21 protein-coding genes and 1 pseudogene are annotated in these 23,612 nt (G+C 67.3%); 9 read left to right on the plus strand and 13 right to left on the minus strand.

The window, feature by feature from the left end; genetic code table 11:
- The first annotated feature begins 315 nt into the window (after nucleotides 1-315).
- Nucleotides 316-597, plus strand: a complete 282-nt coding sequence (locus tag DSD19_RS02005) for a type II toxin-antitoxin system death-on-curing family toxin (protein ID WP_113668348.1) — start codon at nucleotides 316-318, stop codon at nucleotides 595-597.
- 30 nt (nucleotides 598-627) lie between these two features.
- Here DSD19_RS02005 and DSD19_RS02010 read toward each other — a convergent pair whose 3' ends face one another.
- The 5 genes and pseudogenes from DSD19_RS02010 to DSD19_RS02020 all read right to left on the minus strand — a co-directional run bounded on the left by DSD19_RS02010 (nucleotide 628) and on the right by DSD19_RS02020 (nucleotide 4,264).
- Entirely contained in the window at nucleotides 628-2,235 is a 1,608-nt protein-coding gene (locus DSD19_RS02010) for a peptide chain release factor 3 (RefSeq protein ID WP_113668349.1), read from the minus strand.
- A 39-nt stretch (nucleotides 2,236-2,274) separates the two neighbouring features.
- Nucleotides 2,275-2,937 carry a hypothetical protein gene (locus DSD19_RS02015; protein ID WP_243627624.1) on the minus strand — a complete coding sequence of 221 codons (663 nt, stop codon included), beginning with the start codon at nucleotides 2,935-2,937 and terminating at the stop codon, nucleotides 2,275-2,277.
- A gap of 108 nt (nucleotides 2,938-3,045) precedes the next feature.
- Nucleotides 3,046-3,213, minus strand: a pseudogene (locus DSD19_RS22655) (pentapeptide repeat-containing protein); the annotation flags it as partial.
- A 22-nt stretch (nucleotides 3,214-3,235) separates the two neighbouring features.
- Complete coding sequence (locus DSD19_RS21585) at nucleotides 3,236-3,373, minus strand: hypothetical protein (RefSeq protein ID WP_165828019.1); 138 nt, start codon at nucleotides 3,371-3,373, stop codon at nucleotides 3,236-3,238.
- A gap of 60 nt (nucleotides 3,374-3,433) precedes the next feature.
- A complete protein-coding gene (locus DSD19_RS02020; protein ID WP_165828020.1) occupies nucleotides 3,434-4,264 on the minus strand; it encodes a universal stress protein in 831 nt (276 codons plus the stop codon).
- Between the two features lie 142 nt (nucleotides 4,265-4,406).
- Between DSD19_RS02020 and DSD19_RS02025 the strand changes: the two genes are divergently transcribed.
- On the plus strand, nucleotides 4,407-5,033 hold the full coding sequence (locus DSD19_RS02025) for a ParA family protein (protein WP_113668352.1): 627 nt from the start codon (nucleotides 4,407-4,409) through the stop codon (nucleotides 5,031-5,033).
- 208 nt (nucleotides 5,034-5,241) lie between these two features.
- Nucleotides 5,242-6,021, plus strand: coding sequence for an SDR family oxidoreductase (locus DSD19_RS02030; RefSeq protein ID WP_113668353.1), 780 nt, complete (start codon nucleotides 5,242-5,244; stop codon nucleotides 6,019-6,021).
- Here the strand turns inward: DSD19_RS02030 and DSD19_RS02035 are convergent.
- Entirely contained in the window at nucleotides 6,018-6,893 is an 876-nt protein-coding gene (locus DSD19_RS02035) for a lysophospholipid acyltransferase family protein (RefSeq protein WP_113668354.1), read from the minus strand. The two genes, DSD19_RS02030 and DSD19_RS02035, sit on opposite strands and share 4 nt — an antisense overlap.
- A 93-nt stretch (nucleotides 6,894-6,986) precedes the next feature.
- Nucleotides 6,987-9,554 (minus strand): aminopeptidase N, encoded by a 2,568-nt coding sequence (gene pepN, locus DSD19_RS02040; RefSeq protein WP_113668355.1) that lies wholly within the window; start codon nucleotides 9,552-9,554, stop codon nucleotides 6,987-6,989.
- Nucleotides 9,555-9,651: 97 nt separating this feature from the next.
- Between pepN and DSD19_RS02045 the strand changes: the two genes are divergently transcribed.
- Nucleotides 9,652-10,863: a deoxyribodipyrimidine photo-lyase gene (locus DSD19_RS02045; protein ID WP_113668356.1), complete on the plus strand. Its 1,212-nt coding sequence runs from the start codon at nucleotides 9,652-9,654 to the stop codon at nucleotides 10,861-10,863.
- Between the two features lie 201 nt (nucleotides 10,864-11,064).
- Nucleotides 11,065-11,841 carry a gamma-glutamyl-gamma-aminobutyrate hydrolase family protein gene (locus DSD19_RS02050; protein ID WP_075786480.1) on the plus strand — a complete coding sequence of 259 codons (777 nt, stop codon included), beginning with the start codon at nucleotides 11,065-11,067 and terminating at the stop codon, nucleotides 11,839-11,841.
- Between the two features lie 39 nt (nucleotides 11,842-11,880).
- Here DSD19_RS02050 and DSD19_RS02055 read toward each other — a convergent pair whose 3' ends face one another.
- Nucleotides 11,881-12,294, minus strand: a complete 414-nt coding sequence (locus tag DSD19_RS02055) for a GNAT family N-acetyltransferase (protein WP_075786479.1) — start codon at nucleotides 12,292-12,294, stop codon at nucleotides 11,881-11,883.
- A gap of 62 nt (nucleotides 12,295-12,356) precedes the next feature.
- On the minus strand, nucleotides 12,357-13,550 hold the full coding sequence (gene kynU, locus DSD19_RS02060; protein WP_075786478.1) for a kynureninase: 1,194 nt from the start codon (nucleotides 13,548-13,550) through the stop codon (nucleotides 12,357-12,359).
- A gap of 109 nt (nucleotides 13,551-13,659) precedes the next feature.
- On the opposite strand from kynU, the gene DSD19_RS02065 reads away from it, so the two are divergent.
- The 4 genes from DSD19_RS02065 (at nucleotide 13,660) to DSD19_RS02080 (ending at nucleotide 18,855) form a co-directional block, all read left to right on the plus strand.
- Entirely contained in the window at nucleotides 13,660-14,133 is a 474-nt protein-coding gene (locus DSD19_RS02065; RefSeq protein WP_165828021.1) for an isoprenylcysteine carboxylmethyltransferase family protein, read from the plus strand.
- A gap of 119 nt (nucleotides 14,134-14,252) precedes the next feature.
- Nucleotides 14,253-15,827 (plus strand): Re/Si-specific NAD(P)(+) transhydrogenase subunit alpha, encoded by a 1,575-nt coding sequence (locus tag DSD19_RS02070; protein ID WP_113668358.1) that lies wholly within the window; start codon nucleotides 14,253-14,255, stop codon nucleotides 15,825-15,827.
- Nucleotides 15,828-15,840: 13 nt separating this feature from the next.
- A complete protein-coding gene (locus DSD19_RS02075) occupies nucleotides 15,841-17,286 on the plus strand; it encodes an NAD(P)(+) transhydrogenase (Re/Si-specific) subunit beta (protein ID WP_113668359.1) in 1,446 nt (481 codons plus the stop codon).
- 285 nt (nucleotides 17,287-17,571) lie between these two features.
- Nucleotides 17,572-18,855, plus strand: a complete 1,284-nt coding sequence (locus DSD19_RS02080; protein ID WP_075786474.1) for a DUF3422 family protein — start codon at nucleotides 17,572-17,574, stop codon at nucleotides 18,853-18,855.
- 19 nt (nucleotides 18,856-18,874) lie between these two features.
- Here DSD19_RS02080 and DSD19_RS02085 read toward each other — a convergent pair whose 3' ends face one another.
- From DSD19_RS02085 to DSD19_RS02100, 4 genes are all read right to left on the minus strand, one after another.
- Nucleotides 18,875-19,795: an ABC transporter permease gene (locus tag DSD19_RS02085; protein WP_113668360.1), complete on the minus strand. Its 921-nt coding sequence runs from the start codon at nucleotides 19,793-19,795 to the stop codon at nucleotides 18,875-18,877.
- A complete protein-coding gene (locus tag DSD19_RS02090; RefSeq protein WP_108027728.1) occupies nucleotides 19,788-20,798 on the minus strand; it encodes an ABC transporter permease in 1,011 nt (336 codons plus the stop codon). Before DSD19_RS02090 ends, DSD19_RS02085 begins: the two co-directional genes overlap by 8 nt.
- 67 nt (nucleotides 20,799-20,865) lie before the next feature.
- A complete protein-coding gene (locus DSD19_RS02095) occupies nucleotides 20,866-22,563 on the minus strand; it encodes a peptide ABC transporter substrate-binding protein (RefSeq protein WP_113668361.1) in 1,698 nt (565 codons plus the stop codon).
- Nucleotide 22,564: 1 nt separating this feature from the next.
- A complete protein-coding gene (locus DSD19_RS02100; RefSeq protein WP_113668383.1) occupies nucleotides 22,565-23,611 on the minus strand; it encodes an ABC transporter ATP-binding protein in 1,047 nt (348 codons plus the stop codon).
- Nucleotide 23,612 lies beyond the last annotated feature (1 nt).

Genomic DNA, 23,612 nt, shown 5'->3' on the forward strand with positions numbered 1-23,612 from the left:
TTCCGGGGCCGTCGGGATAGGTGTGGATGGCAAAGTCCTTTGAGCGTTATGTGGACAAGAAGCCCGTAAAGGGCGGTTGCGTTGTCCGAGAGGCAAGGACGGGGCGTTTTCTGTCTGTCGAAACGTCCAAAGGCAGCTCGAAGGTCAGGCCCGCTACCGAGGCCGTAATTCGCGATGCTTCCGCGCGGCGAAACGATGCGCTGAAGAGGTTGGCTGATCGGTAAGCGACACTATCGACTGAGTCTTGGCGATGCACTGACCGCGCATGACGAAGCTCTGCGGTATGGCGGGTGCGATGGCATTGTCAGTCTTGATATGATCGAGTCCGCTATATCTCGGCCATATTCAGGGTATCATCGCAGCATATGGCGAAAGGCAGCGGCACTGACGCAAAGCATGGTCGGAAATCATGGCTTTGTCGACGGCAACAAGCGAACTGCCCTGCTGCTGGTAGAGACGCTGATCGAGCGTAGCGGCTACTACCTCGTCCTTTCCGGACAAGACCGGTTCGACGATCTCATCGTTGGGGTGGCGTCCGGCGAGATCGATTTTGACGTCCTCGTCGTTTGGTTTGAGGAGCGCGTCGCGCGCCGGTGACCGTGCTTGACACCTGCGGCGACACGTCGTTCAAACCTGCATTTCCTTGGTCGCCGACAGCGTCAGCTCGGGGTGATCGCGCACCACGCGGTCGATGTCCCATTGCAGCCGCGTCATGTAGACCACGTCGCCATCGTTGTCGGTCGCCATGTGCTGCTTGTTCTTCTGCACGAAGCTCTCGACCGCGAGCTTCTCGCCATGGACCCAGCGGGCCGAGGTGAATTGCGAGGGCTCGAAGCGCACCGGCAGGCCGTATTCCAGCTCGATCCGGCTGGCCAGAACCTCGAATTGCAGCGCGCCGACGACACCCACGATGAAGCCCGAGCCCACCATCGGCTTGAAGACCTTGGCCGCGCCCTCTTCGGCAAACTGCATCAGGGCCTTGTCCAGATGCTTGGCCTTCATCGGGTCGCCCGCGCGGCAGTTCTTCAGCAGCTCCGGCGCGAAGGACGGAATGCCCGTGACCTTCAGCGCCTCGCCCTCGGTCAGCGTGTCGCCGATGCGCAGTTGCCCGTGGTTCGGGATGCCGATGATGTCGCCCGCCCAGGCCTCTTCGGCCAGCTCGCGGTCTGCGGCCAGGAACAGCACCGGGCTCGACACCGTGATCGGTTTCTTGGACCGCACATGGGTCAGCTTCATGCCGCGCTGGAAATGCCCCGAGGCAAGCCGCACGAAGGCCACCCGGTCGCGGTGCTTGGGGTCCATGTTGGCTTGCACCTTGAAGACGAAGCCCGACACGACCGGTTCCTCGGGCGAGATCTGGCGCGGTTCGGCCGCCTGCATCTGCGGCTCGGGGCCATAGGTGGCGATGCCGTCCATCAGCTCCTTCACCCCGAACGAGTTGATCGCCGAGCCGAACCAGATCGGCGTCATATGCCCTTCCAGCACCGCCTGCGGATCGAGCGCGGGCAAAAGCTCCTTCGCCATCTCGACTTCCTCGATCAGCTTCTCGCGCAGATCCTGGGGCACATGCTCGGCCAGCTTCGGATCGTCGAGCCCCTCGATCCTGATCGACTCGGCCACCTTGTTGCGGTCGGCCCGGTCCATCAGTTCCAGCCGGTTCCGCAGCATGTCGTAGCAGCCGAGGAAATCGCGCCCGACCCCGATCGGCCAGGAGGCGGGCGTGACATGGATCGCCAGCATCTCCTGGATCTCGTCGATGATCTCGAAGGTGTCGCGGCTTTCGCGGTCCATCTTGTTACAGAAGGTCAGGATCGGCAGATCGCGCAGCCGGCAGACCTCGAACAGCTTCCGGGTCTGGCTTTCCACCCCCTTGGCGCCGTCGATCACCATCACCGCGGCATCGACCGCGGTCAGGGTGCGGTAGGTGTCCTCGGAAAAGTCGCTGTGGCCGGGCGTGTCGACCAGATTGAAGCGGAACTCGCGATAGTCGAAGGACATCGCCGAGGCCGAGACGGAAATGCCCCGGTCCTGCTCCATCTTCATGAAGTCCGACCGTGTCCGCCGCGCCTCGCCCTTGGCGCGCACCTGTCCCGCCATTTGGATCGCGCCGCCATACAGCAGGAACTTCTCGGTCAGCGTGGTCTTGCCCGCATCGGGGTGCGAGATGATGGCAAAGGTGCGCCTCCGGGCGATTTCCGGCGGCAGGTTCGGGCGGTTCGAGGGGGCATCCAGCATGCGCGCGGATATAGGCGAGGCGCGGGGCCCGCGCAATCGTCATCGGTGCGGCGGTCGGGGGCCGCGCCGCCGTTCAACGATGAAGCGGAAGGTCGAGGCGCTGACCACGCCTGCCGCAATAGGGGCGCCCAGAGTGACCGGGATGCCGAAGCAGCCCAGCAGACTGGAACAGGCGCCGATCAGCCCGATCTTCCAGAGGTTGCCGTAGGTACCCGTGTCGTTGTCGAGATACCGGACCGCGAGGTCGATCTTCCCGGCGATGTCGATCAGGATTTCCTTGATCCGTCTGGTCTCTTCGGGCGTGACTTTCTGGTCGTGCTCTGCGACTGGAATGGCCTCGTGCAGCCTTTGAACCGCAATCAGCGTTTCGTTCAGGAAGTTGAGCTTGGCATTGTAGTTTGACAGGGCCGCGGCGTCATTGGGGATGGCGGTCACGCGGTGTGCTGCGATCTCGTTCTGAATCTGTCCGACGATATATTCGGCGAGGACTGCTGTCTCTGGGTAGCTGGCCTTTAGCGCATGTCTGAGTTCGGCAACTGGCCGCTCCTGAACCTTGGCCCGGATCGAGGAAGAACCGCGTGGGGCGGTAGAAGTCGCGTCCGGTTCACTTTCACGACCCGGTGAACCCGGCGGTTTCGGATCAGGCCAATGCGCCGGATGATGCAGGCCCTCAGGCAGGATCGTACCGGTGTCGCCGCGCATGGTGTCGACTTGGATTTGGGTCAAGTTCTGCGCGCGCGATAGGTCAGTAATCAAAGGAGGAGGGAAGGCGCCGTAGTCGGTTCGAACTATGGTCTCATTTAAGCTCGCATCCCCGAAATCAGTACCCTCAATGACTGCTCCGCAGAGTACAGCTTCTTTAAGGTCCGCGTGTCTGAGAGACGCTTTCCGAAGGTCCGCTTCCACGAGTTTAGCCTCCCGAAGGTGCGCCCCCGTGAGGTCTGCCCCCGTGAGATCCGCCTCCCGGAGGTCCGCCATCAAAAGCGCAACGCGGCCTTCCTCAAGCTTCCCGGCCTTCTCGAACGCCCCCCCGGATATCCATCCCGGACAGATCCGGCATGAAATCGTCCCGCTGCCGCCGCGCGTTCCACGCCTCGACGCCTTCCAGCAGCCATTTCAGATGCTCGGGATTGCCCATCGCCCGTCTCCTCCGCCCGGGCGAAGCCTAGATCGGCCCCGCCCAGGCGTAAAGCGGGCGCTAGCGCGCGACCAGCAGGTCGCAGGGCGGGGCGCGCATCAGGTCATTGGCCAGCGAGCCCAGGATCGAGGGCGCGGCGCCCGCGCGGCCATGGGCGCCAAGGACCAGAAGGTCGGGGCGACGGGCCTCGATCTCGGCGTTCAGCACCAGATGGGCGGCGCCCTCGACGAGGGCGACATCGGCCAGCCGGGCGGGCAGGTCGTTCTGCGCGCGCCACTCGGCCAGGCGCATCTCGGCGCTGCGGCGGAAGGGGGCGATGGCGATGGAACTGCCATGGGGCGCGATGAAGCCGCGATAGGGGATGTGCAGCGCGTGCACGCCGTGGATCGCGGCCCCGGGCGCCAGCCGCGCGGCGATCTGCAGTGCGGCGGTCGAGGCCGGGGCAAAGTCGAGCGCGGCCATCAGCGTGGCATAGTCGTGATCGACCGGGTCCCGCACCAGCAGAACCGGGCGCGAGATGTGGCGGACGATCCGCTCCATCGTGGTTTCGCGCAGCAGGTCGAGGAAGGGCCGGTCGCGATGCAGGCCCAGCACCACCAGCGCGGCGTCGGCCTCTTCGGCCAGTTGGGGGATCGCGCTGCTGGGATCGCCGGTCACGATGCGGGTGGCGTGCCGGACCTCGGCCGCCTGCGGGATCGCGGCGGCAAAGCGGGTCAGCCGGGTGGCGGCGGCCTCGGCCATCGGGCGGGCCACGTCCTCGGGCAGCTCGCTGTCGATGACCGTCGCCAACAGGACGTCGGCGCCTATCGCGCGGGCCAGCCGGAAGGCGCGGTTCACGGCGCGGTCGGCGCGCGGGCTGAGATCGGTGGCAACCAGGATCGTGGCGGTCATCTTGTCCTCCCTTAGGTGTGTCCCGGTCAGGTCGGGGCGGCAGGCACGGCTTTCAAGGGCGACATGGTGGCGGTTACGTATATACATTGCCTAGCAGGGGCGAACGGGTATGGTAGGGCGGTTGAAGACGAAAGGGGTGGGGATGAAGACGGTGCTGATTGCCAATCGCAAGGGCGGCTGCGGCAAGACGACGATCGCGGTGACGCTGGCCGCGGCACTGGCCGATGGCGGCTGGAAAGTGGCCCTGGCCGATGCAGATCCGCAGAAATCTGCCCTGCGCTGGCTCAAGCGCCGCCCCTCGGGCGTGCCCGAGATCCGTTCGCTGGACTGGTCGGCCGAAATCGGCGCGGGCAAGGGCGGCAAGGGCACCGACTGGGTGATCGTCGATGCGCCCGGGGCGATCTATGACGAGGCCGCGGCCGGTCTGGTGGCCGAGGCGCGCGCTGTGGTGGTGCCGGTGATGCCGTCCTTCTTCGACGAGGATTCGACCCGTCGCTTTCTGAAGGAGATCGCCGAGCTGAAACGGATCCGGAAGGGCAAGGTGGGCGTCGAACTGGTCGCGAACCGGGTCCGCCCGCGCGGCCGCGACGGGGACCGGATCCGGGCGTTGGCCGATCAGGTCGGGCAGGCGCCGGTGGCCGAAATCTCGGACCGGGTGGCCTATGGCGATCTGGCCGAGCAGGGCTTGACGGTCTTCGACAAGCCGCAGCGCGCCTACGCGGCACTCCGCGCGCAATGGACCCCGCTGCTGGCGGCCCTGACGGCGTGATCGGGGGCGGCACTCACCCTCCGGTCATCCCCCAATTCTTCGCAGAAGAATTGCGTATCGGAAGGCCCCGAAACGAAAATTCGCGAATTTTCGGGCGCTGACCTGTGCGTTCCGCGCCAGGGTGCAACGCTTTTTGGCCCCCGCTCCGGGCTTTTCCATAGCGCCATCGGCTGCTAATCCGGGGCGACGGGCGACAGGGAGCACCGCAATGGATCTGGGACTGAAAGGCAAACGGGCGCTGGTCTGCGCCGCGTCGAAAGGGCTTGGTCGGGGCTGCGCCGAGGCGCTGGCGGCCGCAGGGGCCGACCTTGTGATCAATGCCCGGGGCGCCGAGGCGCTTCTGGCTGCCGCCGAAGACATCCGGCAGCGGTACGGCGTGTCGGTCACCCCGGTCGCGGCCGATATCGTTTCGGAAGACGGGCGCGCCACGGTGCTGGAGGCAGCCGGTCCGGTCGACATCCTTGTGACCAATGCCGGCGGCCCGCCGCCCGGGCTCTGGTCGGACTGGGAGCGCGCCGATTTCATCGCGGCGCTCGATGCCAACATGCTGACGCCCATCGCGCTGATGAAGGCGCTGCTGCCCGGGATGATCGACCGGGGCTGGGGCAGGGTCGTCAACATCACCAGCCAGTCGGTCAAGGCGCCGATCCCGGTGCTGGGACTGTCGAATTCGGCCCGGGCCGGGCTGACCGGCTATGTTGCGGGCACTGCACGGCAGGTGGCGCCCTTTGGGGTGACGATCAACAACCTGCTTCCGGGGATCCATGCCACCGACCGGGCTGATGCGCTCGACCGCGGCGTGGCCGAGGCCGACGGCATCAGCCTCGAAGAGGCGCGGGCCCGGCGCGCGGCGACGATTCCGGCGCGTCGCTACGGCACGCCCGCCGAATTCGGTGCCGCCTGTGCGTTCCTGTGCTCGACCCAGGCGGGGTTCATCGTCGGCCAGAATATCCTGCTTGACGGCGGCGCCACCAATTCCGTGCTCTAGCCCAGCGCGGTCGATTTCACCCAGCTCGGCCGACGCGAATTCTGCACCAGGCTCACCCGCGGCGCATAGCGCCCGCCGAGCGCAAGCGTCGCCGCGCGCAGCATCTCGATCCCGTCTTCCGACCGAACCGGCAGTGCGCCCGGCGCGATCGGCTCGCCCACCGTCATCCGGTAAGGCTGACGCTCCTTGTTGAGGGTCTCGTGAAAGAGCGTGATATCCCTCAGCGTCGGGTGGATCAGATCGAACAGATAGAACAGCACCGAGTTCCGGGCGCGGATATTGATCGGGATCACCGGCAGGTCGAACTTGCGCGCGATCATCGCCGCCGAGGGCATCCAGGGCCGTTCGTGCAGCGACAGCCCGCGCCGCTTGGCCAGCCGTCCCGACGGAAAGATCACCGCCAGTCGCCCCTTCTCGATGGCCTTGCGGGTATAGGCCATGGTCTCGCGGGTCTTGGCATGGCTGCGCTTTTCCTCGCGCCACTCGACCGGCGCGATGATCTCTTCCATCTGCGGCAGCACCCGCAGGATGTCGCGGTTGGCGTAGAAAAAGAGATCGGGGCGGCGCTGGCGCAGAAGGCTCCACAGCATCACCCCGTCGGCGATGCCGGTCGGGTGGTTCGCCACGATCATCGCCGGGCCCGTGGCCGGGATGTTCTCGATCCCGGTGCCGCGCAGGTCGCGCGCCAGCAGCCGGGCCATTTCGTCCATGATCACATGCGAGGGATGGTCCTGCAGGACCTCGCCCAGGGCGACGGTCCGGTCATAGCCCAGCACCCCGTTCAGCAGCCGCCGGGACGGCGCGCTCCAAGGATGGTCGGCGAATAGCCAGGGGGCCCGTTCCTCGATAAGCGGATCTATTCTTTCTTGCATGCGCCTTGTCACCACACCCGAATGACGCTTCCGTGACACCAGAGCCGATTCCGGCGGCTCCGGTCAAAGCAATTCCCCGGCCTCGCGCGGGCCTCAGGCGGCGATCCGCCCGGCGGCCAGCAGCCGGCCCACCATCTCGCCCATGTCCCGGCTCAAACCCTCGCGGGCGGCGATCCGTTCCAGCGCGGCCTGCGCTTTTTCGCGGCGGCCCTCGTCATAGCGCGCCCAGGTCTCGAAGGCGGTCGACATCCGGGCCGCCGTCTGCGGGTTGACCGCATCGAGCCGGATCAGCCAGTCCGCGACCAGGTCGTAGCCCGCGCCCGAGGCGTCGTGAAAGCCCGCGGCATTGGCCGAAAAGCCGCCGATCACCGCGCGGAACCGGTTGGGGTTCTTCCAGGTGAAATCGGCGTGCTCGGTCAGAGCGCGGGTCACCGCCACCGCGCGCTCGGGCGCCGCCAGCGTCGCCTGCAGCCCGAACCATTTGTCCATCACCAGCCGGTCATGGCCCCAGCGCCGGGCGAAGCGATCAAGCGCCTCGTCCGCGCCGCCGGTTTCCAGAAGCACGCTCAGCGCGCCGATCTCGTCGGTCATGTTGTCGGCGGCCGAGAAATGCGCCTGCGCCCGGGCGCCGCCGTCAAGCCGCGCCATGTAGCCGAGTGCCGCGAGCCTCAGCGCGCGCCGCCCGGCATCGGCCGCCCCGGGGCTGTAGGGGCCGGGGCAGGCCATCTGCGCGTAAAGCCCGGCCCAGAGCGGGTCCAGATGGCGGGCAACCGCGGTCTTGACGCGTTCGCGCGCGGCATGGATCGCCAGCGGGTCGGGCACGGCACCGCGGTCGGCCAGCGCCTCGGCCAGTTCGTCCTCGCCCGGCAGCCTCAGCGCCAGCGCCCGGAAGGCCGGGTCGAGCGCCTCGTCGCGCACGACGGCGGCCAGCGCATCAAGCCAGGCCGGCGCAGGCGCCGCGTCCTCGGTCACCATCGCGATCAGCACCTCGCGCGCAAGCGACCGCCCGGCCTCCCATTTGTTGAACGGGTCGGTGTCATGCGCCAGCAGGAAGGCACGTTCCTCGGGCGTGCTGTCGCGTTCAAGGATCACCGGCGCCGAGAAGCCGCGCAAGAGCGAGGGCACGGGTTTCGCCGCAAGCCCCTCGAAGACGGCCTCCTGCCGCGCCTCGGTCAGTTCGATCACGGTCGTCGGCAATACCTCGTCGCCATTGGGCGACAGCAGCCCCAGAGCCAGCGGAATGACTTGCGGCAACTTTTCATCCTGTCCCGGCGTGGGTGGCGTTTTCTGTTCCAGATGAAGAGTATACGTGCCGTCCTTGAAGTCTTCCGTGACCTTCACGCGGGGCGTGCCCGCCTGCGAATACCAGCGCTTGAACCGGGTCAGGTCGCGGCCCGTCGCCTCCTCGAAGACCTGCAGCCAGTCCTCGATGGTGCAGGCCTGCCCGTCATGGCGCGCAAAGTAGAGATCGAGCGCCCTGGCATAGCCCTCGGGCCCCACCAGACGGCGCAGCATGCCGATCACCTCGGCGCCCTTCTCATAGACGGTTGCGGTGTAGAAGTTATTGATCTCGGCATAGCTTTCGGGCCGCACCGGGTGTGCCAGCGGGCCGTTATCCTCGCGGAACTGGCGCGCGCGCAGCGTCATCACATCCTCGATCCGCTTGACCGCGGCCGACCGCATGTCGGCCGAGAACTGCGAGTCGCGGAAGACCGTCAGCCCCTCTTTCAGCGACAGCTGGAACCAGTCGCGGCAGGTGATGCGGTCGCCGGTCCAGTTGTGGAAATACTCATGCGCGATGATCCGCTCGATATTCTCGTAATCGCGGTCGGTCGCGGTCTCGGGGCTGGCCAGCACATAGCGCGAGTTGAAGACGTTCAGCCCCTTGTTCTCCATCGCGCCCATGTTGAAATCGTCGACCGCGACGATGTTGAAGACGTCCAGATCATAGGCCCGGCCATAGACCTCTTCGTCCCATTTCATCGACCGGATCAGGCTGTCGAGCGCATAATCGGCCTTGCCCTGATCGGCGGGGCGCACCCAGACATTCAGCGCGACCTCGCGCCCTTCCGAGGTGGTGAAGCGGTCCGAGGTCGCCACCAGCTCGCCCGCGACCAGCGCGAACAGATAGCTGGGCTTGGGCCAGGGGTCGTTCCATTCGGCCCAGCCCGCGCCCTGGGCCACCGGATTGCCGTTCGACAGCAGGACCGGCAGATCGCCGTCGATCCGTACCCGGAACGGCGCCATCACGTCGGGGCGGTCGGGATAGAAGGTGATCTTGCGGAACCCTTCGGCCTCGCACTGCGTGCAATACATGCCGTTCGACATGTAAAGCCCTTCAAGGGCTGTATTTTCCGCCGGTGCGATCTCGACCTCGGCCTCCCAGGTGAAGGGCGCCTCGGGCACCGGACAGCTCAGCCCCTCGGGCGTGATCTCGGGGGTGACGGGGGTGCCGTCGATCGCGGCCGAGATCAGCGTCAGATCCTCGCCATGCAGGAAAAAGCGCCGGTCGCGGGCCGCCGGGTTGGGGCGGAAGGCGATCTTCGCGCGGACCCGCGTCGCGGTCGGATGCAGGTGGACGTTCAACTCGACCTGGTCCACCAGAAAACCGAAAGGGGTGTAGTCCTTCAGGAACACGGGCTGCGGCGCGGCGTCTGTCATCTGTCTCTCCAATTCGGACCTCCCAGACCTATACCCCTGAGGGCCAAGCGCAAGATGCCCGTGGCAGGGGGCCGGATGTTCGATTTATGTTCCGGTCATGGAGGTGACGATTCTCTGGCTTCGGCGCGATCTGCGCCTCGAGGATCAGCCGGCGCTGGCGCGGGCCGCGGCGGGCGAGGGCGCCGTGCTGCCGCTTTACATCGTCGATCCGGCGGTCTGGGCCGCGCCCGAGGCCTCGGCCCGGCACTGGCGTTTCGTGGCCGAGGGGCTTGCCGCGCTGTCCGACGCACTGGCCGCCCGGGGCGCCGCCCTGCAAATCGAGGCCGGGCCGCCCGCCCGGGTGCTGGCGCGCTGCGCGGCGCGCTGGCCGGTGACGCGTGTGCTGACGCTGGATGACGGCACGGGCCGTGACGCCGCGCCTTGGGCGCGGGGGACCGGCATCGCCTTCGAGGACGTCCGTGCGTCGCGCGGGGCCGCGTCGCCGCCGCCCGGGGCGCTTCGCGGGCTCGACGGGCTGGTCCCCGCCGCGATCCCCGAGGCGCGCGATCTGGGGCTTGGTTTTGATCCCTGTCCAGGACGGCCGCGCGGCGGCCGGGCCGAGGCCGAGCGGGTTCTGGAGGCGGCCTTGGCCGATCCGGCCTCGGAGGGCGCGCTGTCGGCCCATCTGGCCTGGGGCACGCTTTCGGCGGCCGAGGTGTCGCGCGCGGCACGGGTCGCCGGCGCGGGGCCGCTGACGGCCGGGCTTGCCCGGCGGGCACGTCTGATGCGCGCCTCGAGCGGACGCGCCGACACGCCCCGGCCGCCGGACCCTGCCGCCCGCCTCGCCGCCTGGGAGAAGGGCGAGACCGGGCTGCCCGCGGTCGATGCGCCGATGCGGGCTCTTTGCCATTCCGGCCTGCTCGATCCGTCCTGGCTGGGCCTGCTGGCCTCGGCCGGGATCGGGCTCCTGGGCCTCGATCCGGAGGATTGCGGGCGGGTGCTGGCGCGGCTTTGCCTCGATTACCACCCCGTGCTCCATCGGGCGCGGATGCGGGCGGCGGCGGCCCGGCCCTGCGATCCGCTGCGGCAGGCGCGCGATCTCGATCCCGAGGGCGCGATGCTGGGCGCCTGGCTGCCCGAACTGGCCGATCTGCCCGTGCCCGCGCGCCATGCGCCCTGGACCTGGAGAGGACCGTTGCCGCGGCCCGGGCGGCGCTATCCGGCGCCGGTGATCGACATCGCGACCGACCCCGCGCGGCCCGTTCGTCCCGCGCCCGCACGGGCGCGGCGACGCCCGGCCGACCGGCGGCAACTGGCATTCGATCTCTAGGCCCGCGCCGGGGGCCGAGATGCACAGCGCCTGTGCAGATCCGGCCGCGCCGAACCGGACAGGCCCGGGAAATAAGCGGAATCGCGTGAAAATGTGCGTCCGGAGGGCGTCATGCCGCAGCATCGCCGCGACCCGGCCCCGGCTCTTCACCCTAGTGGAAATGCCCTATATCCTTACACGAAACGCGAACGCGAGGCTCCCATGGCACGCCCCAGGGTCGGTATCATCGGCAACAGCTATCTTTTGAACGACCAATACCCCGCCCATGCCGGTGGCACGATGAACTCCGAGGCAGTGGCCGAGGTCGTGGGCGCGATCCCGCTGCTGATCCCGGCCGATCCGCGCTTCGTCTCCGTCCCCGAGCTGCTCGACTGTTTCGACGGCTTCCTGTTCACCGGCGGGCGGCCCAACGTCCATCCCGAGGAATATGGCGAGGCCGAGACCGAGGCCCATGGCGCCTTCGACCGGGCGCGCGATGCCATCGCCCTGCCGCTGATCCGCGCGCTGGTCGAGCGCGGGCAGCCCTTCTTCGCCATCTGCCGCGGTTTTCAGGAGGTCAATGTCGCGATGGGCGGCACGCTGCATCCCGAGATCCGCGATCTGCCCGGGCGCATGAACCACCGGATGCCGCCCGACGGGTCGCTGGAAGAGAAATTTGCCCTGCGCCACAAGGTCTGTCTGACCGAGGGCGGCATTTTCCACCGCATCCTGGGCGCGACCGAGGTGATGACCAACACGCTGCACGGGCAGGGGATCAAGCGGCCCGGGCCGCGGATCGTCATCGAGGGGGTGGCGCCTGACGGCACGCCCGAGGCGATCCATGTGGCCGATGCGCCGGGCTTTGCGCTGGCGGTGCAGTGGCATCCCGAATACCGCGCCGCCCGCGATCCGGTGTCGCGGCCGCTGTTCGAGGCGTTCGGCAAGGCCGTGGCCGCCTGGGCCGAGGGGACGCGCCCGGCGGTGCTGAAGACCGCCTGAGCCCGTGCCGAATCTCGTGCAACGCGCGAGAAGTGACCCCTAAATATCTATTTCCATGCGGAAATTCGTCAGAGCAACGCCATGGCGGATGACGCTTTGCCGGGCCGTTTCGCGCCAGCCGTGGCGGGCGAAGAAGGGCCGGGCCACAAGGCTGGCCTCGGTCGAAAGACGGCCCAGCCCGGCGCGGCGCGCCTCGCGCAGGATCGCCTGCAACAGCGCCCGGCCGATGCCGCGTCCGGTCCAGTCGGGGGCGACATAGGCGAAGTCCAGATAACCGTCCTCGCCCAGCGTCATGAAGCCCACCGGCGCGCCGCGAATCTCGGCGATGACGGTGTGGCGGCTCAGGAGTTTCTGTTCCCAATCGGCCGGCGCCTCGGGCGAGGGCGACCAGGCGTCGCGCTCTTCGGGCGAATAGCTGAGCGAGGCGCCGCGATGCACCGCATCGTGAAACACCGCGCGCGTCGGTGCTCCGTCGCCGGGGCGGGCCCGGCGAAGCCGGAGGCGGGGGCGCGCGCTCAGGTGACGGCGGCGCGGAAACGATAGGCCTGATCGTCCCATAGCCGGTTCTCCATCACGTCCTGAAGGATCGTCGCAGCCCGCAGCAGCTCGTCCTCGCCGACGTAAAGCGGGGTAATGCCGAACCGCATGATGTCGGGGGCGCGGAAATCGCCGACGACGCCGCGCGCGACCAGCGCCTGGATCGCGGCATAGCCTTCGGCAAAGCCGAACGACACCTGGCTGCCGCGCTGCCGCGGATCGCGCGGGGTCAGCAGGGTCAGCTCCGGGCAGCGGCTCTCGACCTCGGCGATGAACAGGTCGGACAGCGCGATCGACCGCCGCCGCACGTCGTCGAGCGAGACGCCCTCCCAGACCCCCAGCGCGGCCTCGACGACCGCCATCTGCAACACCGGCGGCGTGCCGATCCGCATCCGGGCGATGCCCGCGCCGGGCCGGTAGCCGGGCTCGAAGGCGAAGGGGGCGGCATGGCCGAACCAGCCTGACAGCGCGGGCAGCGCCATGTCGGAATGGCGCGGCGCCACATAGATATAGGCCGGGGCGCCGGGGCCGGCATTGAGGTACTTGTAGGTGCAGCCGGCCGCGAAATCGGCGCCGGCGCCCGCCAGATCGACGGGCAGCGCGCCCGCCGAATGCGCGAGATCCCAGATCGTCAGGGCGCCCGCCGCCTGCGCCCGCGCGGTCAGCCGGGCCATGTCGTGCAGCCGCCCGGTGCGGTAGTCGACCTCGGTCAGCAGCACGACCGCGACGTCGTCGTCGATGGCCGCCTCGACCTCCTCGGGCGCGACCATGCGCAAGGTGTGACCCCGGCCGAGGCTCGCGATCAGCCCCTGCGCCATGTAAAGATCGGTCGGGAAATTGCCGCGATCGCTCAGCACGACACGGCGGTCGGGCCGCATCTCCAGCGCCGCCGCGAGCGCCTGGTAGATCTTGATCGACAGCGTGTCGCCAAGGACGACCGAGCCCGGCTCGGCGCCGATCAGCTTGCCGATCCGGTCGCCGAGGACGCGGGGCATCTCGGTCCAGCCGGCCCGGTTCCAGCCGCCGATCAGCATTTCGCCCCATTCCTCGCGGACCGCCGCGGCCACCCGCGCCTCTGCCGTTCGCGGCAATGGCCCGAGCGAGTTTCCGTCGAGATAGATCACATCCTCGGGAATATGGAACTGGGCTCGCGTGGCCGCAAAATCGGTCATATCGAGGTCTCCTTGCCTTCAGACTAGGCGCGAGACGGCGCCGGGTTCAAGGGGGATGACGATTCAGCCCCTTGATCGTGGCGGCAGGGACTCTCTAAAGGAGGGCGACATGCGTGACGGAGATCCGATGGCCCGGCTGCTGCACTACCTGGAACTACCGCCGGTCTGGCTGGCCCTGTTCGCGGGGCTGGCCTGGTTGCAAGCGTCAGTGTTTCCGCTGGCCTTTCTGGGCCGGGCGGGGGATGTCGCGGGCGGGCTGGCGCTGGTCTTCGGGCTGGCGCTGTCCGGCTGGGCCGCGCTGCGGGTCGTTCTGGCCGGGACCTCGCTGATCCCGCGCGAGCGGCCCGATCGCCTGGTGGTCGAGGGACCCTATCGCCTGTCGCGCAATCCGATCTATCTTGCCGACGCGGCGATCCTGCTTGGGCTGATCCTGATCTGGGACGCGATGCCGAGCCTGATCCTCGTGCCGGTTTTCCTGAAACTGATCGAATGGCGCTTCATCCTTCGGGAAGAAGCGCTGATCCGCGACGCCTTCGGATCGGAGTATGACGCCTATTGCGCCCGGGTGCGGCGCTGGATCTGATCTGACGGAAAAACCTGAAACAAGGGAATAGCCAACCCTGCAACTTGTGAAACATTGTTGCGCAATGCTATGAGACAGCGGCCTGCAGCGGCCCAACGCCTGAAAGAGGGGACTAGAACGTGAAAATCGGGGCACCGAAAGAGATCCTGGAGGGTGAGGCCCGCGTGGCCATGACCCCCGACTCTGCGGTCCAGCTTCGGAAGCTGGGCTATGACTGTCTGATCGAGGCCGGCGCGGGCGAGGCCGCCGGCTTCGCCGATGCGGCTTATGAAAAGGCCGGCGTCAAGGTGGTGCAATCCGCCGCGGCGCTCTGGCAGGGCGCCGACATCGTCGTCAAGGTGCGCGAGCCTGTCGCCGAGGAGGTGGCGCGGCTGCGCAAGGGGCAGACGCTGATCAGCTTCTTCTGGCCCGCGCAGAACGAGGCGCTGCTCGAGCAGTGCAAGGCCAGGGGCGCCACCGTGATCGCGATGGACATGGTGCCGCGGATCAGCCGGGCGCAGAAGATGGATGCGCTGTCGTCGATGGCCAATATCGCGGGCTACCGCGCGGTGATCGAGGCGGGGTCGAATTTCGGCCGCTTCTTCACCGGCCAGGTGACGGCGGCGGGCAAGGTGCCCCCGGCCAAGGTGCTGGTGGTCGGCGCGGGCGTCGCGGGTCTGGCCGCGATCGGCACCGCGACCTCGCTGGGCGCCATGGTCTTCGCCTTCGACGTGCGTCCCGAAGTGGCCGAGCAGATCGAGTCGATGGGCGCCGAATTCGTGTTCCTCGACTTCGAGGAGGCCACCGCCGACGGGTCTGAATCGGGCGGCTATGCCAAGCCCTCCTCGCCCGAGTTCCGGGAAAAGCAGCTTGAGAAATTCCGCGAGCTGGCGCCCGAGATGGATATCGTCATCACCACCGCGCTGATCCCCGGCCGCCCCGCGCCCAAGCTCTGGCTCGAGGACATGGTGGCGGCGATGAAGCCCGGCTCGGTCATCGTCGACCTGGCCGCCGAGAAGGGCGGCAACTGCGACCTGACCCGGCCCGGCGAGAAGATCGTCAGCGACAACGGCGTGACCGTCGTCGGCTATACCGATTTCGCCAGCCGCATGGCGACGCAATCCTCGACGCTTTACGCCACCAACATCCGTCACATGATGACCGATCTGACACCGGCCAAGGACGGTCAGGTCGTGCATAACATGGAAGACGACGTGATCCGGGGCGCGACCGTCACCCATGAGGGCGAGATCACCTTCCCGCCGCCGCCGCCCAAGGTGAAGGCGATCGCGGCAGCCCCCAGGAAGGAAAAGCCCAAGGAGCTGACCCCCGAAGAGAAGAAGGCCCAGGAGGCCGCCGCCTTCCGAAAGCAGACGATCACCCAGGTCGCGATGCTGGCTGTCGGCGCGGCCCTGATGTTGCTGGTCGGCGCCTTCGCGCCGGCAAGCTTCATGAGCCATTTCATCGTCTTCGCGCTGAGCTGCTTCGTCGGCTTCCAGGTGATCTGGAATGTCAGCCACTCGCTGCACACGCCGCTGATGGCGGTGACCAACGCGATCTCGGGGATCATCATCCTCGGCGCGCTGTTGCAGATCGGGTCTGGCAACTGGCTGGTGGTGATCCTCGCCACCGTCTCGGTCCTGATCGCGACGATCAACATCGTGGGTGGCTTCCTGGTGACACGCCGGATGCTGGCCATGTTCCAGAAATCTTGAGGGGGCAGGGGATATGTCCATCGGTATCGTTTCCGCGGCCTACATCGCCGCCGCCGTTCTCTTCATCCTCGCGCTCGGCGGGCTGTCGAACCAGGAAAAGGCCAAGCGCGCCGTCTGGTACGGCATCGTCGGCATGGGGCTGGCTGTGCTCGGCACCGTCTTCGGCCCCGGCATCGGCCATTACTGGCTGCTGATCCCGGCCGTCCTGATCGGCGGCTATGCGGGCTACGAGGTCGCACGCCGGGTCGAGATGACCGAGATGCCGCAGCTGGTGGCGGCGCTGCACAGCTTCGTCGGCCTCGCCGCGGTCTTCATCGGGCTCAACGCCCAGCTTGAACTCAACCACGTCATGGCGCTGAAGGCGGCCGATGACGGCGCGGCGGTCGAGGCGCTGAAGGGCTTCGCCGCGGTTCTGGCGCACAAGACGCCGGTCGAGATCTCGATCCTGAAGGTCGAGGTGTTCCTCGGCATCTTCATCGGGGCCGTCACCTTCACCGGGTCGGTCGTGGCCTTCGGCAAGCTTGCGGGCAAGATCGACGGCAAGCCGCACAAGCTGCCGGGCGGCCACATCCTGAACCTGGTCGCGGTGATCGCGGCCATCGCGCTGGGCTATCTCTACTTCACCGGCGCGGGCATCTGGACCATGGTCCTGATGGCGCTTCTCGCGGGCTTCATCGGCTGGCACCTGATCATGGGCATCGGCGGCGCCGACATGCCGGTCGTGGTCTCGATGCTGAACAGCTATTCGGGCTGGGCCGCGGCCGCCATCGGCTTCACGCTGGGCAATGACCTGCTGATCGTGACCGGCGCGCTCGTGGGCTCGTCGGGGGCGATCCTCAGCTACATCATGTGCCGCGCGATGAACCGGCATTTCGTCAGCGTGATCCTGGGCGGCTTCGGCGGCACCGGCGGTCCCGCGGCCGAGGTCGAGGGCGAGATGGTCGCGATCGACGCAGATGGCGTGGCCGCGGCGCTGGAAGATGCCGACAGCATCATCATCGTGCCGGGCTACGGCATGGCGGTCGCGCAGGCGCAGAACTCGGTTTCCGTGCTGACCGAGCATCTGCGCAAGCAGGGCAAGACCGTGCGCTTTGCCATCCACCCGGTGGCGGGGCGCTTGCCGGGGCACATGAACGTGCTGCTGGCCGAAGCCAAGGTCCCCTATGACATCGTGCTGGAGATGGACGAGATCAACGAGGACTTCCCGCAGACCGACGTGGCCATCGTCATCGGGTCGAACGACATCGTGAACCCGGCGGCCCAGGACGATCCGAATTCGCCCATCGCGGGCATGCCGGTTCTGGAGGTCTGGAAGGCCAAGCAGGTGATCGTGTCGAAACGCGGTCAGGGCACCGGCTATTCGGGGATCGAGAACCCGCTGTTCTACAAGGAGAACACGCGGATGTTCTATGGCGATGCCAAGCAGAGCCTCGACAAGCTGCTGACGCTGATCCGCTGATCCCCATCGGAGTCGCGACCCAGAGACGCCCCGCCCACCGGCGGGGCGTCTTGTCTTCGGCAGGTGGAAGAAGGTGCGCCTTCGGCGCAAGCTTTCAGGGGCGGCCCTTGCGGGCCGCGACCTTCGGGTATTTGGACCAAGAAGAAAGCGGCGCTGGTCTTCTTCCTGGCGAAAATACCCGGGCCCCGCAGGGGCTGCGCGCCCCCGGGCGCGCCCTGCCGCGTTTACAAATCGCGCGGCTCGGCTAGAGGTGAAGTGACTCGCGGGAACAGAAGGCCAGCCTCCATGCCGATCCAGGACCATCCGCTGCGCTATGCGCTGACGAACGAACTGCATGCGCGGCCCTTCCCCTCGCTGGAGGCACCCTGCCACGCTGCCTTTCTGGCCATCAAGCCGCCGCTTGACGCCGTGACCCGAGACCGCGATGCCGACCGGGCGCATGCGATCGACCTGCTCGACCGCTTCGGGGCGCAGCATCCCAAGCCCGGCGACACCCATTTCTTCGGCCAGATGGGCCGGCACAAGATGAAATGGGAAAGCCATACCGAGTTCGTCACCTATACCGTCTTCACCCCCGGTGTTGCCGACCGGCCGTTCGATCCGGCCGCCTTCGAGGTGTTTCCCGATGACTGGCTCGAGACCGCACCGGGCGCGCGGCTGACCTCGGCGCTGATCCGGATCGAGCAGGTGAAGGAGGGGCCCGGCCAGATCGGGGCGCGGCTGGGCGAATGGTTCGCGCCCGACAGCCTGTCGGCGGCGGCGATCCTCGACGACGCCGCGGTGATGGCCACCGATTTCCGCATCGACACTGGCGGACACATGCGCATGGCGGTCTTCGTCGAGCCGGGGATCGGCCAGCGGCGGATCGGGCGCATCGTCCAGCGGCTGACCGAGATCGAGACCTACAAGGCGATGTCGATGCTGGGCTTGCCCCGGGCGCGGCAGGTCAATGAGCGCCTGGCCGAGCTCGAGCCGCAGCTGAGCGAACTGGTGGGCGAGATGAACCGCGGCAACCGGATCCCGGAAGAGACGCTTCGGAACCTTCTGGCGGTCTCGGCCGAGCTGGAAAGCCTGCTGGCGCAGTCGGCCTTCCGCTTTTCGGCCACCACCGCCTACGAAGCGCTGGTGCATCAGCGGATCGAGGTCCTGCGCGAAGAGCGGTTCCAGCACCGCCAGACCTTCACCGAGTTCATGATGCGCCGCTACGACCCGTCGATGCGGACGGTGAAGGCGACCGAGGCGCAGCTCGATTCGATGACCCGGCGCGCGGTCCGCGCGGCCAACCTGCTGCGAACCCAGGTCGATGTCGAACGCTCGGCCCAGAACCAGAAGCTTCTGGAAAGCATGGACCGGCGGGCCGATCTGCAACTGCGTCTGCAGCGCACGGTCGAGGGGCTGTCGGTGGTCGCGATCAGCTATTACGCGGTCAGCCTCGTGGCCTACATGATCGCGCCGGGCGCCGAGGCGCTGGGGGTGTCGAAGGGGCTGGCCACCGCCGTTGCCACGCCGCTCGTGGTGCTGGTGGTCTGGCTGATGATCCGCCAGATCCGCCGCGGCATGGAGCACTGAGCCGCCGCCCTCCGGGGGCTCAGCGCCCCCGGATCCGCGGATCGAGCGCGTCGCGCAGCCCGTCGCCCATGTAGTTGACGCTCAGCACCGTCAGCGAGATCGCGAGGCCGGGCCAGATCACCCGTTCGGGATATTGCTGCAGATAATCGGTCGAATCGAACAGAAGCCGCCCCCAGGTCGGGAAATCGGACGGGAAGCCGAGCCCCAGGAAGGACAGCGCGCTTTCGGTGATGATCGCGCTGGCGATCCCCAGCGTCGCCGAGACCATGATCGGCGACAGCACGTTGGGCAGGATGTGGCGGGTGATCATCCGCCGCGAGGGCGTGCCGATGGATCGCGCGGCCAGCACGAATTCCTGTTCCTTCAGTGCCAGAACATCGCCCCGCACGATCCGCGCGGTCTGCATCCAGGATGTGATGCCGATCACGAAGACGATCAGCACGAAGATGCCCCCCTCGGGGCCGAAGGCGCTGCGCAGCGCGTCGCGGAAAAGCATGATGATGACCAGCAGCAAGGGCAGCAGCGGCAGCGCCAGGAACAGGTCGGTCAGCCGCATCAGTGCCCCGTCGAGCCGCCGGAAATAGCCCGCGAGCACGCCGATCAGCGTGCCCAGCACCAGCGACAGGCCCATCGCGGTCAGCCCCACCGCCAGCGAGACCTGCCCCCCCGCCAGCATCCGCGCCAGCGTGTCGCGCCCCAGCTGGTCGGTGCCGAAGGGATGGGCGAGGCTCGGACCCTGGTTGCGGGCGCGGATGTCGATATAGGTCGGGTCGATCTGCCAGATCAGCGGGCCCAGAAACACCGCGGCCAGGATGAAGGCGAAGAAGGCCGCGCCCAGAAGCGCGCCGCGATGGCTGCGGAACTGGTCCCAGACATCGAGCCACTGGTTGCGGGGCGGCCGGGCGATTTCCATCGTCTCGATCATCGGGGCGTCAGTCATAGCGGATCCTCGGGTCGAGCAGGCCATACAGCACATCGGCGATCAGGTTGAACAGAACGATCAGCACCGCGAAGATGAAGGTCAGGGTCTGCACCGTGGGCACATCGCCGCCCTGGATCGCGATGATCAGCAACTGGCCGATGCCGTTCACCTTGAAGACCTGTTCGGTGATGATGGCACCGCCAAAGACCGTGGGCACGCCCAGCGCGATCACCGTGACGACCGGGATCATCGAGTTTCTCAGAACGTGCAGCAGCACCACGACGCGCTCGGTCATGCCCTTGGCGCGGGCGGTGCGCACATAGTCCTGGTTGAGATTGTCCAGCATCGAGGCGCGCATGAAGCGGCTGATCTGGGCGGCGTTGTACAGTGCCAGCACCGCGACCGGCATGATCATCTGCTTGATCTGCAGCCAGAAGGTCGACAGGTCCGTGACCCTCAGCGTGGTGTCGTAGATCGAGGGGAACCAGCCCAGATGGACCGAGAAGATCACGATCAGCAGCACGCCCGTGAAGAATGTCGGGACCGAAAAGCCCACCATCGACACGAAGGTGCCGATCTGGTCGAACCAGCTGTATTGCCGGTAGGCCGAGACGATGCCGATGGGCAGTGCGATCAGCACCCCCACCACATAGGAGGTGCCGACGACCCAAAGCGTCTGCGGCAGGCGCTGCACGATCAGGTCGGCGACCGGGCTGCGGGTCTGCCAGCTGAGGATGCGCTGCATGTCCTCGCCGGCGAGGCTGAGCCCGAAGGCCTGGTCCAGCATGTGCAGGGGCTCGTAGAGGAAGAACTGCCTCAGCCACAGCAGGTAGCGCACGAGGATCGGCTCGTTCAGCCCCAGCGCCTCGCGCATCTGGGCGCGGACCTCGGAGGGGATCGACAGCGGCAGGTTCGCGGTCGGGTCGCTGGGGGCGAGCGTCACCACGAGAAAGATGATGAGGCTGATGACCAGCAGCGTCGGGATCGCGATCAGCAGCCGGCGGATCGTGTAGGTGAACATTATGGACGGCCTCGGGCTCGATGGGCGGGCAGGGAGGGGGCGCCCGGGCAGGGCGCCCCCCATGGGCTCATTTCACGCGATACCAGTCGGCCGCGTTCCAGAGCTCGCTGTCCCAGGCGTTCATGACGAAGCCGCCAAGCGACGTCGCGCGGGCCGAGACCCGGCCGCGATGCACCAGCGGCAGGATCACGTAATCCTGCATCAGGATGTCGTTCATCTTCTTGGCCAGCGCGATCCGTTCGTCCATCTTGCCGGTCTTGGCCATTTCGGCGACCAGCGCGTCATAGGCCGCGTTGCAGTAGCGCGGCATGTTGTTGCCCTGCCACTGGGTTTCGGGGCGGGGCGCCTGCTTGCATTCCCAGTTGGCCATGTAGGCCTCGGGGTCGGTGCCGTCGAAGCTGTTGGCATACATCTCGACATCGGCATAGAACTTCTGGAACGTGTCCGGGCTGCCCGGATCGCCGCCGAAGAAGACCGAGGCATCGACATTGCGAAGCTCGCTCTCGACGCCGATTTCCGACCACCACTGCTTGATCAGCGCCTGAAAGTCCTGCCGGACCGCATTGGTCGAGGACTGGAAGAGCATGCTCAGCCGCATGCCGTCCTTCTGGCGCACGCCGTCGGGGCCGGGGACCCAGCCCGCCTGATCGAGCAGCGCCTTTGCGCCCTCGATATCCTGAACGAGGCAGCCCTCGTTGGCCTCCGAGGCATAGATCTCGGGCGCGGCCAGCACGTTGCAGGTGGTGCGCCCGGCCTGCCCGTAGCCGATCTCGGTCAGAAGATCGCGGTCGATGGCCATCGACAGTGCCTGGCGCACCGCCCTGTCGGTCAGGAACGGGTGCGGATGGTCGGCGGTCGCGCGGCGCTCGCCCCATTTCGGGTCGGGATCGGTGAAGTTGACCATGATCCGCTCGACCAGCGTGCCGAAGGCGACCTCGACCTCGCCCTTGCCGGCGGCGGCCATCTGGTCCAGCACCTCGGGCGCCAGTTGCAGGTTCCAGGCGAAATCGTATTCGCCGGTTTCCAGCACCGACCGGCCCGCGGCCATGGCATCGCCGCCGCCCTTGAAGTTCACGGTCGAGAAGGCGGGTTTCTCGGGATCGCGGTAATGCTCGTTCGCTTTCAGCGCGATCACGTCATTGGGCCGGAAATCGGTGACGATGAAGGGGCCGGTGCCGACCGGCATGAAATTGGCGCTGGTGCAGCCGGGCGCCTTCGGGCCGAGGCAGTCGGCGAATTGCGCGGCCTGCAGGATCGGGGCCTGATTGCCCACGAAGGGACCGTAGGGATAGGGCTTCGGCACCGAAAAGCGGACGATGGCAGTCAGTTCGTCGGGCGTCTCGACATCGGCCACGTCGTTGTATTTTTCCGACTGCGAACAGCCGCCGCCCTCGGCCGTGCAGTATTGCCAGGTAAAGCGCACATCGGCCGAGGTGACGGGGGTGCCGTCCGACCACAGCAGCCCCGGCTTGATCTTCCAGGTGACCGATTTCAGGTCCTCGGAAACGCCGCCGTTTTCCAGCGTCGGCACGGTTTCGGCCAGGAAGGGCACCATGTTGCCATCGGGATCGTAGCGCGCCAGCGGTTCCAGCGACAGGCTTGCCGCCTCCAGCTCCTTGATGCCGCCCGACAGATACGGGTTCATCGTCGAGGGGCCCTGCCAGTAGATGATGTTCACCTGACCGTCGCTGCCGCGTTCGGCAAAGGCGGCGGGCGCCAGGGCAAGGGCCGCGGCGGCGCCCAGAAGGGCGTGTTTCGCTGTCATGTCACTCTCCTTGTTGGGGTTGGTCGTCTGCCACCGTAGGGTCGGCGGTCGGGATATGGTCCGGATCGTGCAGGTGGCAGGCCGCGAAATGGCCGGGTCTCAGCTCGCGCATTTCGGGGTCGATCCGGTGGCAGATGGGCATCGCCTGCGGGCAGCGGGTGCAGAAGTTGCAACCCTCTGGCGGATTGGCGGGCGAGGGCACGTCGCCTTTCAGGATGATGTGGCGGCGGCTGGCTTCGAGGTCCGGATCGGGTTCGGGCACCGCCGACAGAAGCGCCTGCGTGTAGGGGTGCAGCGGCGCGCCATAGAGGCTGTCGCGGGGCGCCAGCTCGACCACGCGGCCCAGATACATCACGGCCACCCGGTCGGCGATATGGCGCACCATCGACAGGTCGTGGCTGATGAAAAGATAGGTCAGCCCGAACCGGTCCTGCAGGTCTTCCAGCAGATTGACCACCTGCGCCTGGATCGACACGTCAAGCGCCGCGATGGGTTCGTCGCAGACGATGAATTTGGGGTTCAAGGCCAGCGCCCGCGCGATCCCGATCCGCTGGCGCTGCCCGCCCGAGAACTGGTGCGGATAGCGGTTCGCGAAATTCCGGTTCAGCCCGACCGCATCCATCAGCTCGTAGATCCGGTCACGCTTTTCGGCGCGGCTCAGCGTCGTGTGTTCGTCCAGCGGCTCGCCGATGATGCGGGCCACCGTCATGCGCGGGTTGAGGCTGGCCTGCGGGTCCTGAAACACCATCTGCATCCGCGGCCGACGCGGGCGCAGCGCGTCCTGACCGAGCGTGCCGATCTCGTCGCCCTCGATCCGGATCGAGCCCGAGGTGATGTCGTAAAGCCTCAGGATCGCGCGGCCGCATGTGGATTTCCCGCAGCCCGATTCGCCGACAAGGCCCAGCGTCTCGCCCTCGTGGATGTCGAAGCTGACGCCATCGACCGCGCGCACCGCGCCGACCCGGCGGCGCAGCACCCCGGCATGGATCGGGAAGTGCATCCGCAGGTCGCGTATCTCGACCAGCGGCCGGGGGCTTCGATCCGACATT

The organism is Rhodovulum sp. BSW8 (genome assembly GCF_003314725.1).
GTDB lineage: Bacteria > Pseudomonadota > Alphaproteobacteria > Rhodobacterales > Rhodobacteraceae > Rhodovulum > Rhodovulum visakhapatnamense.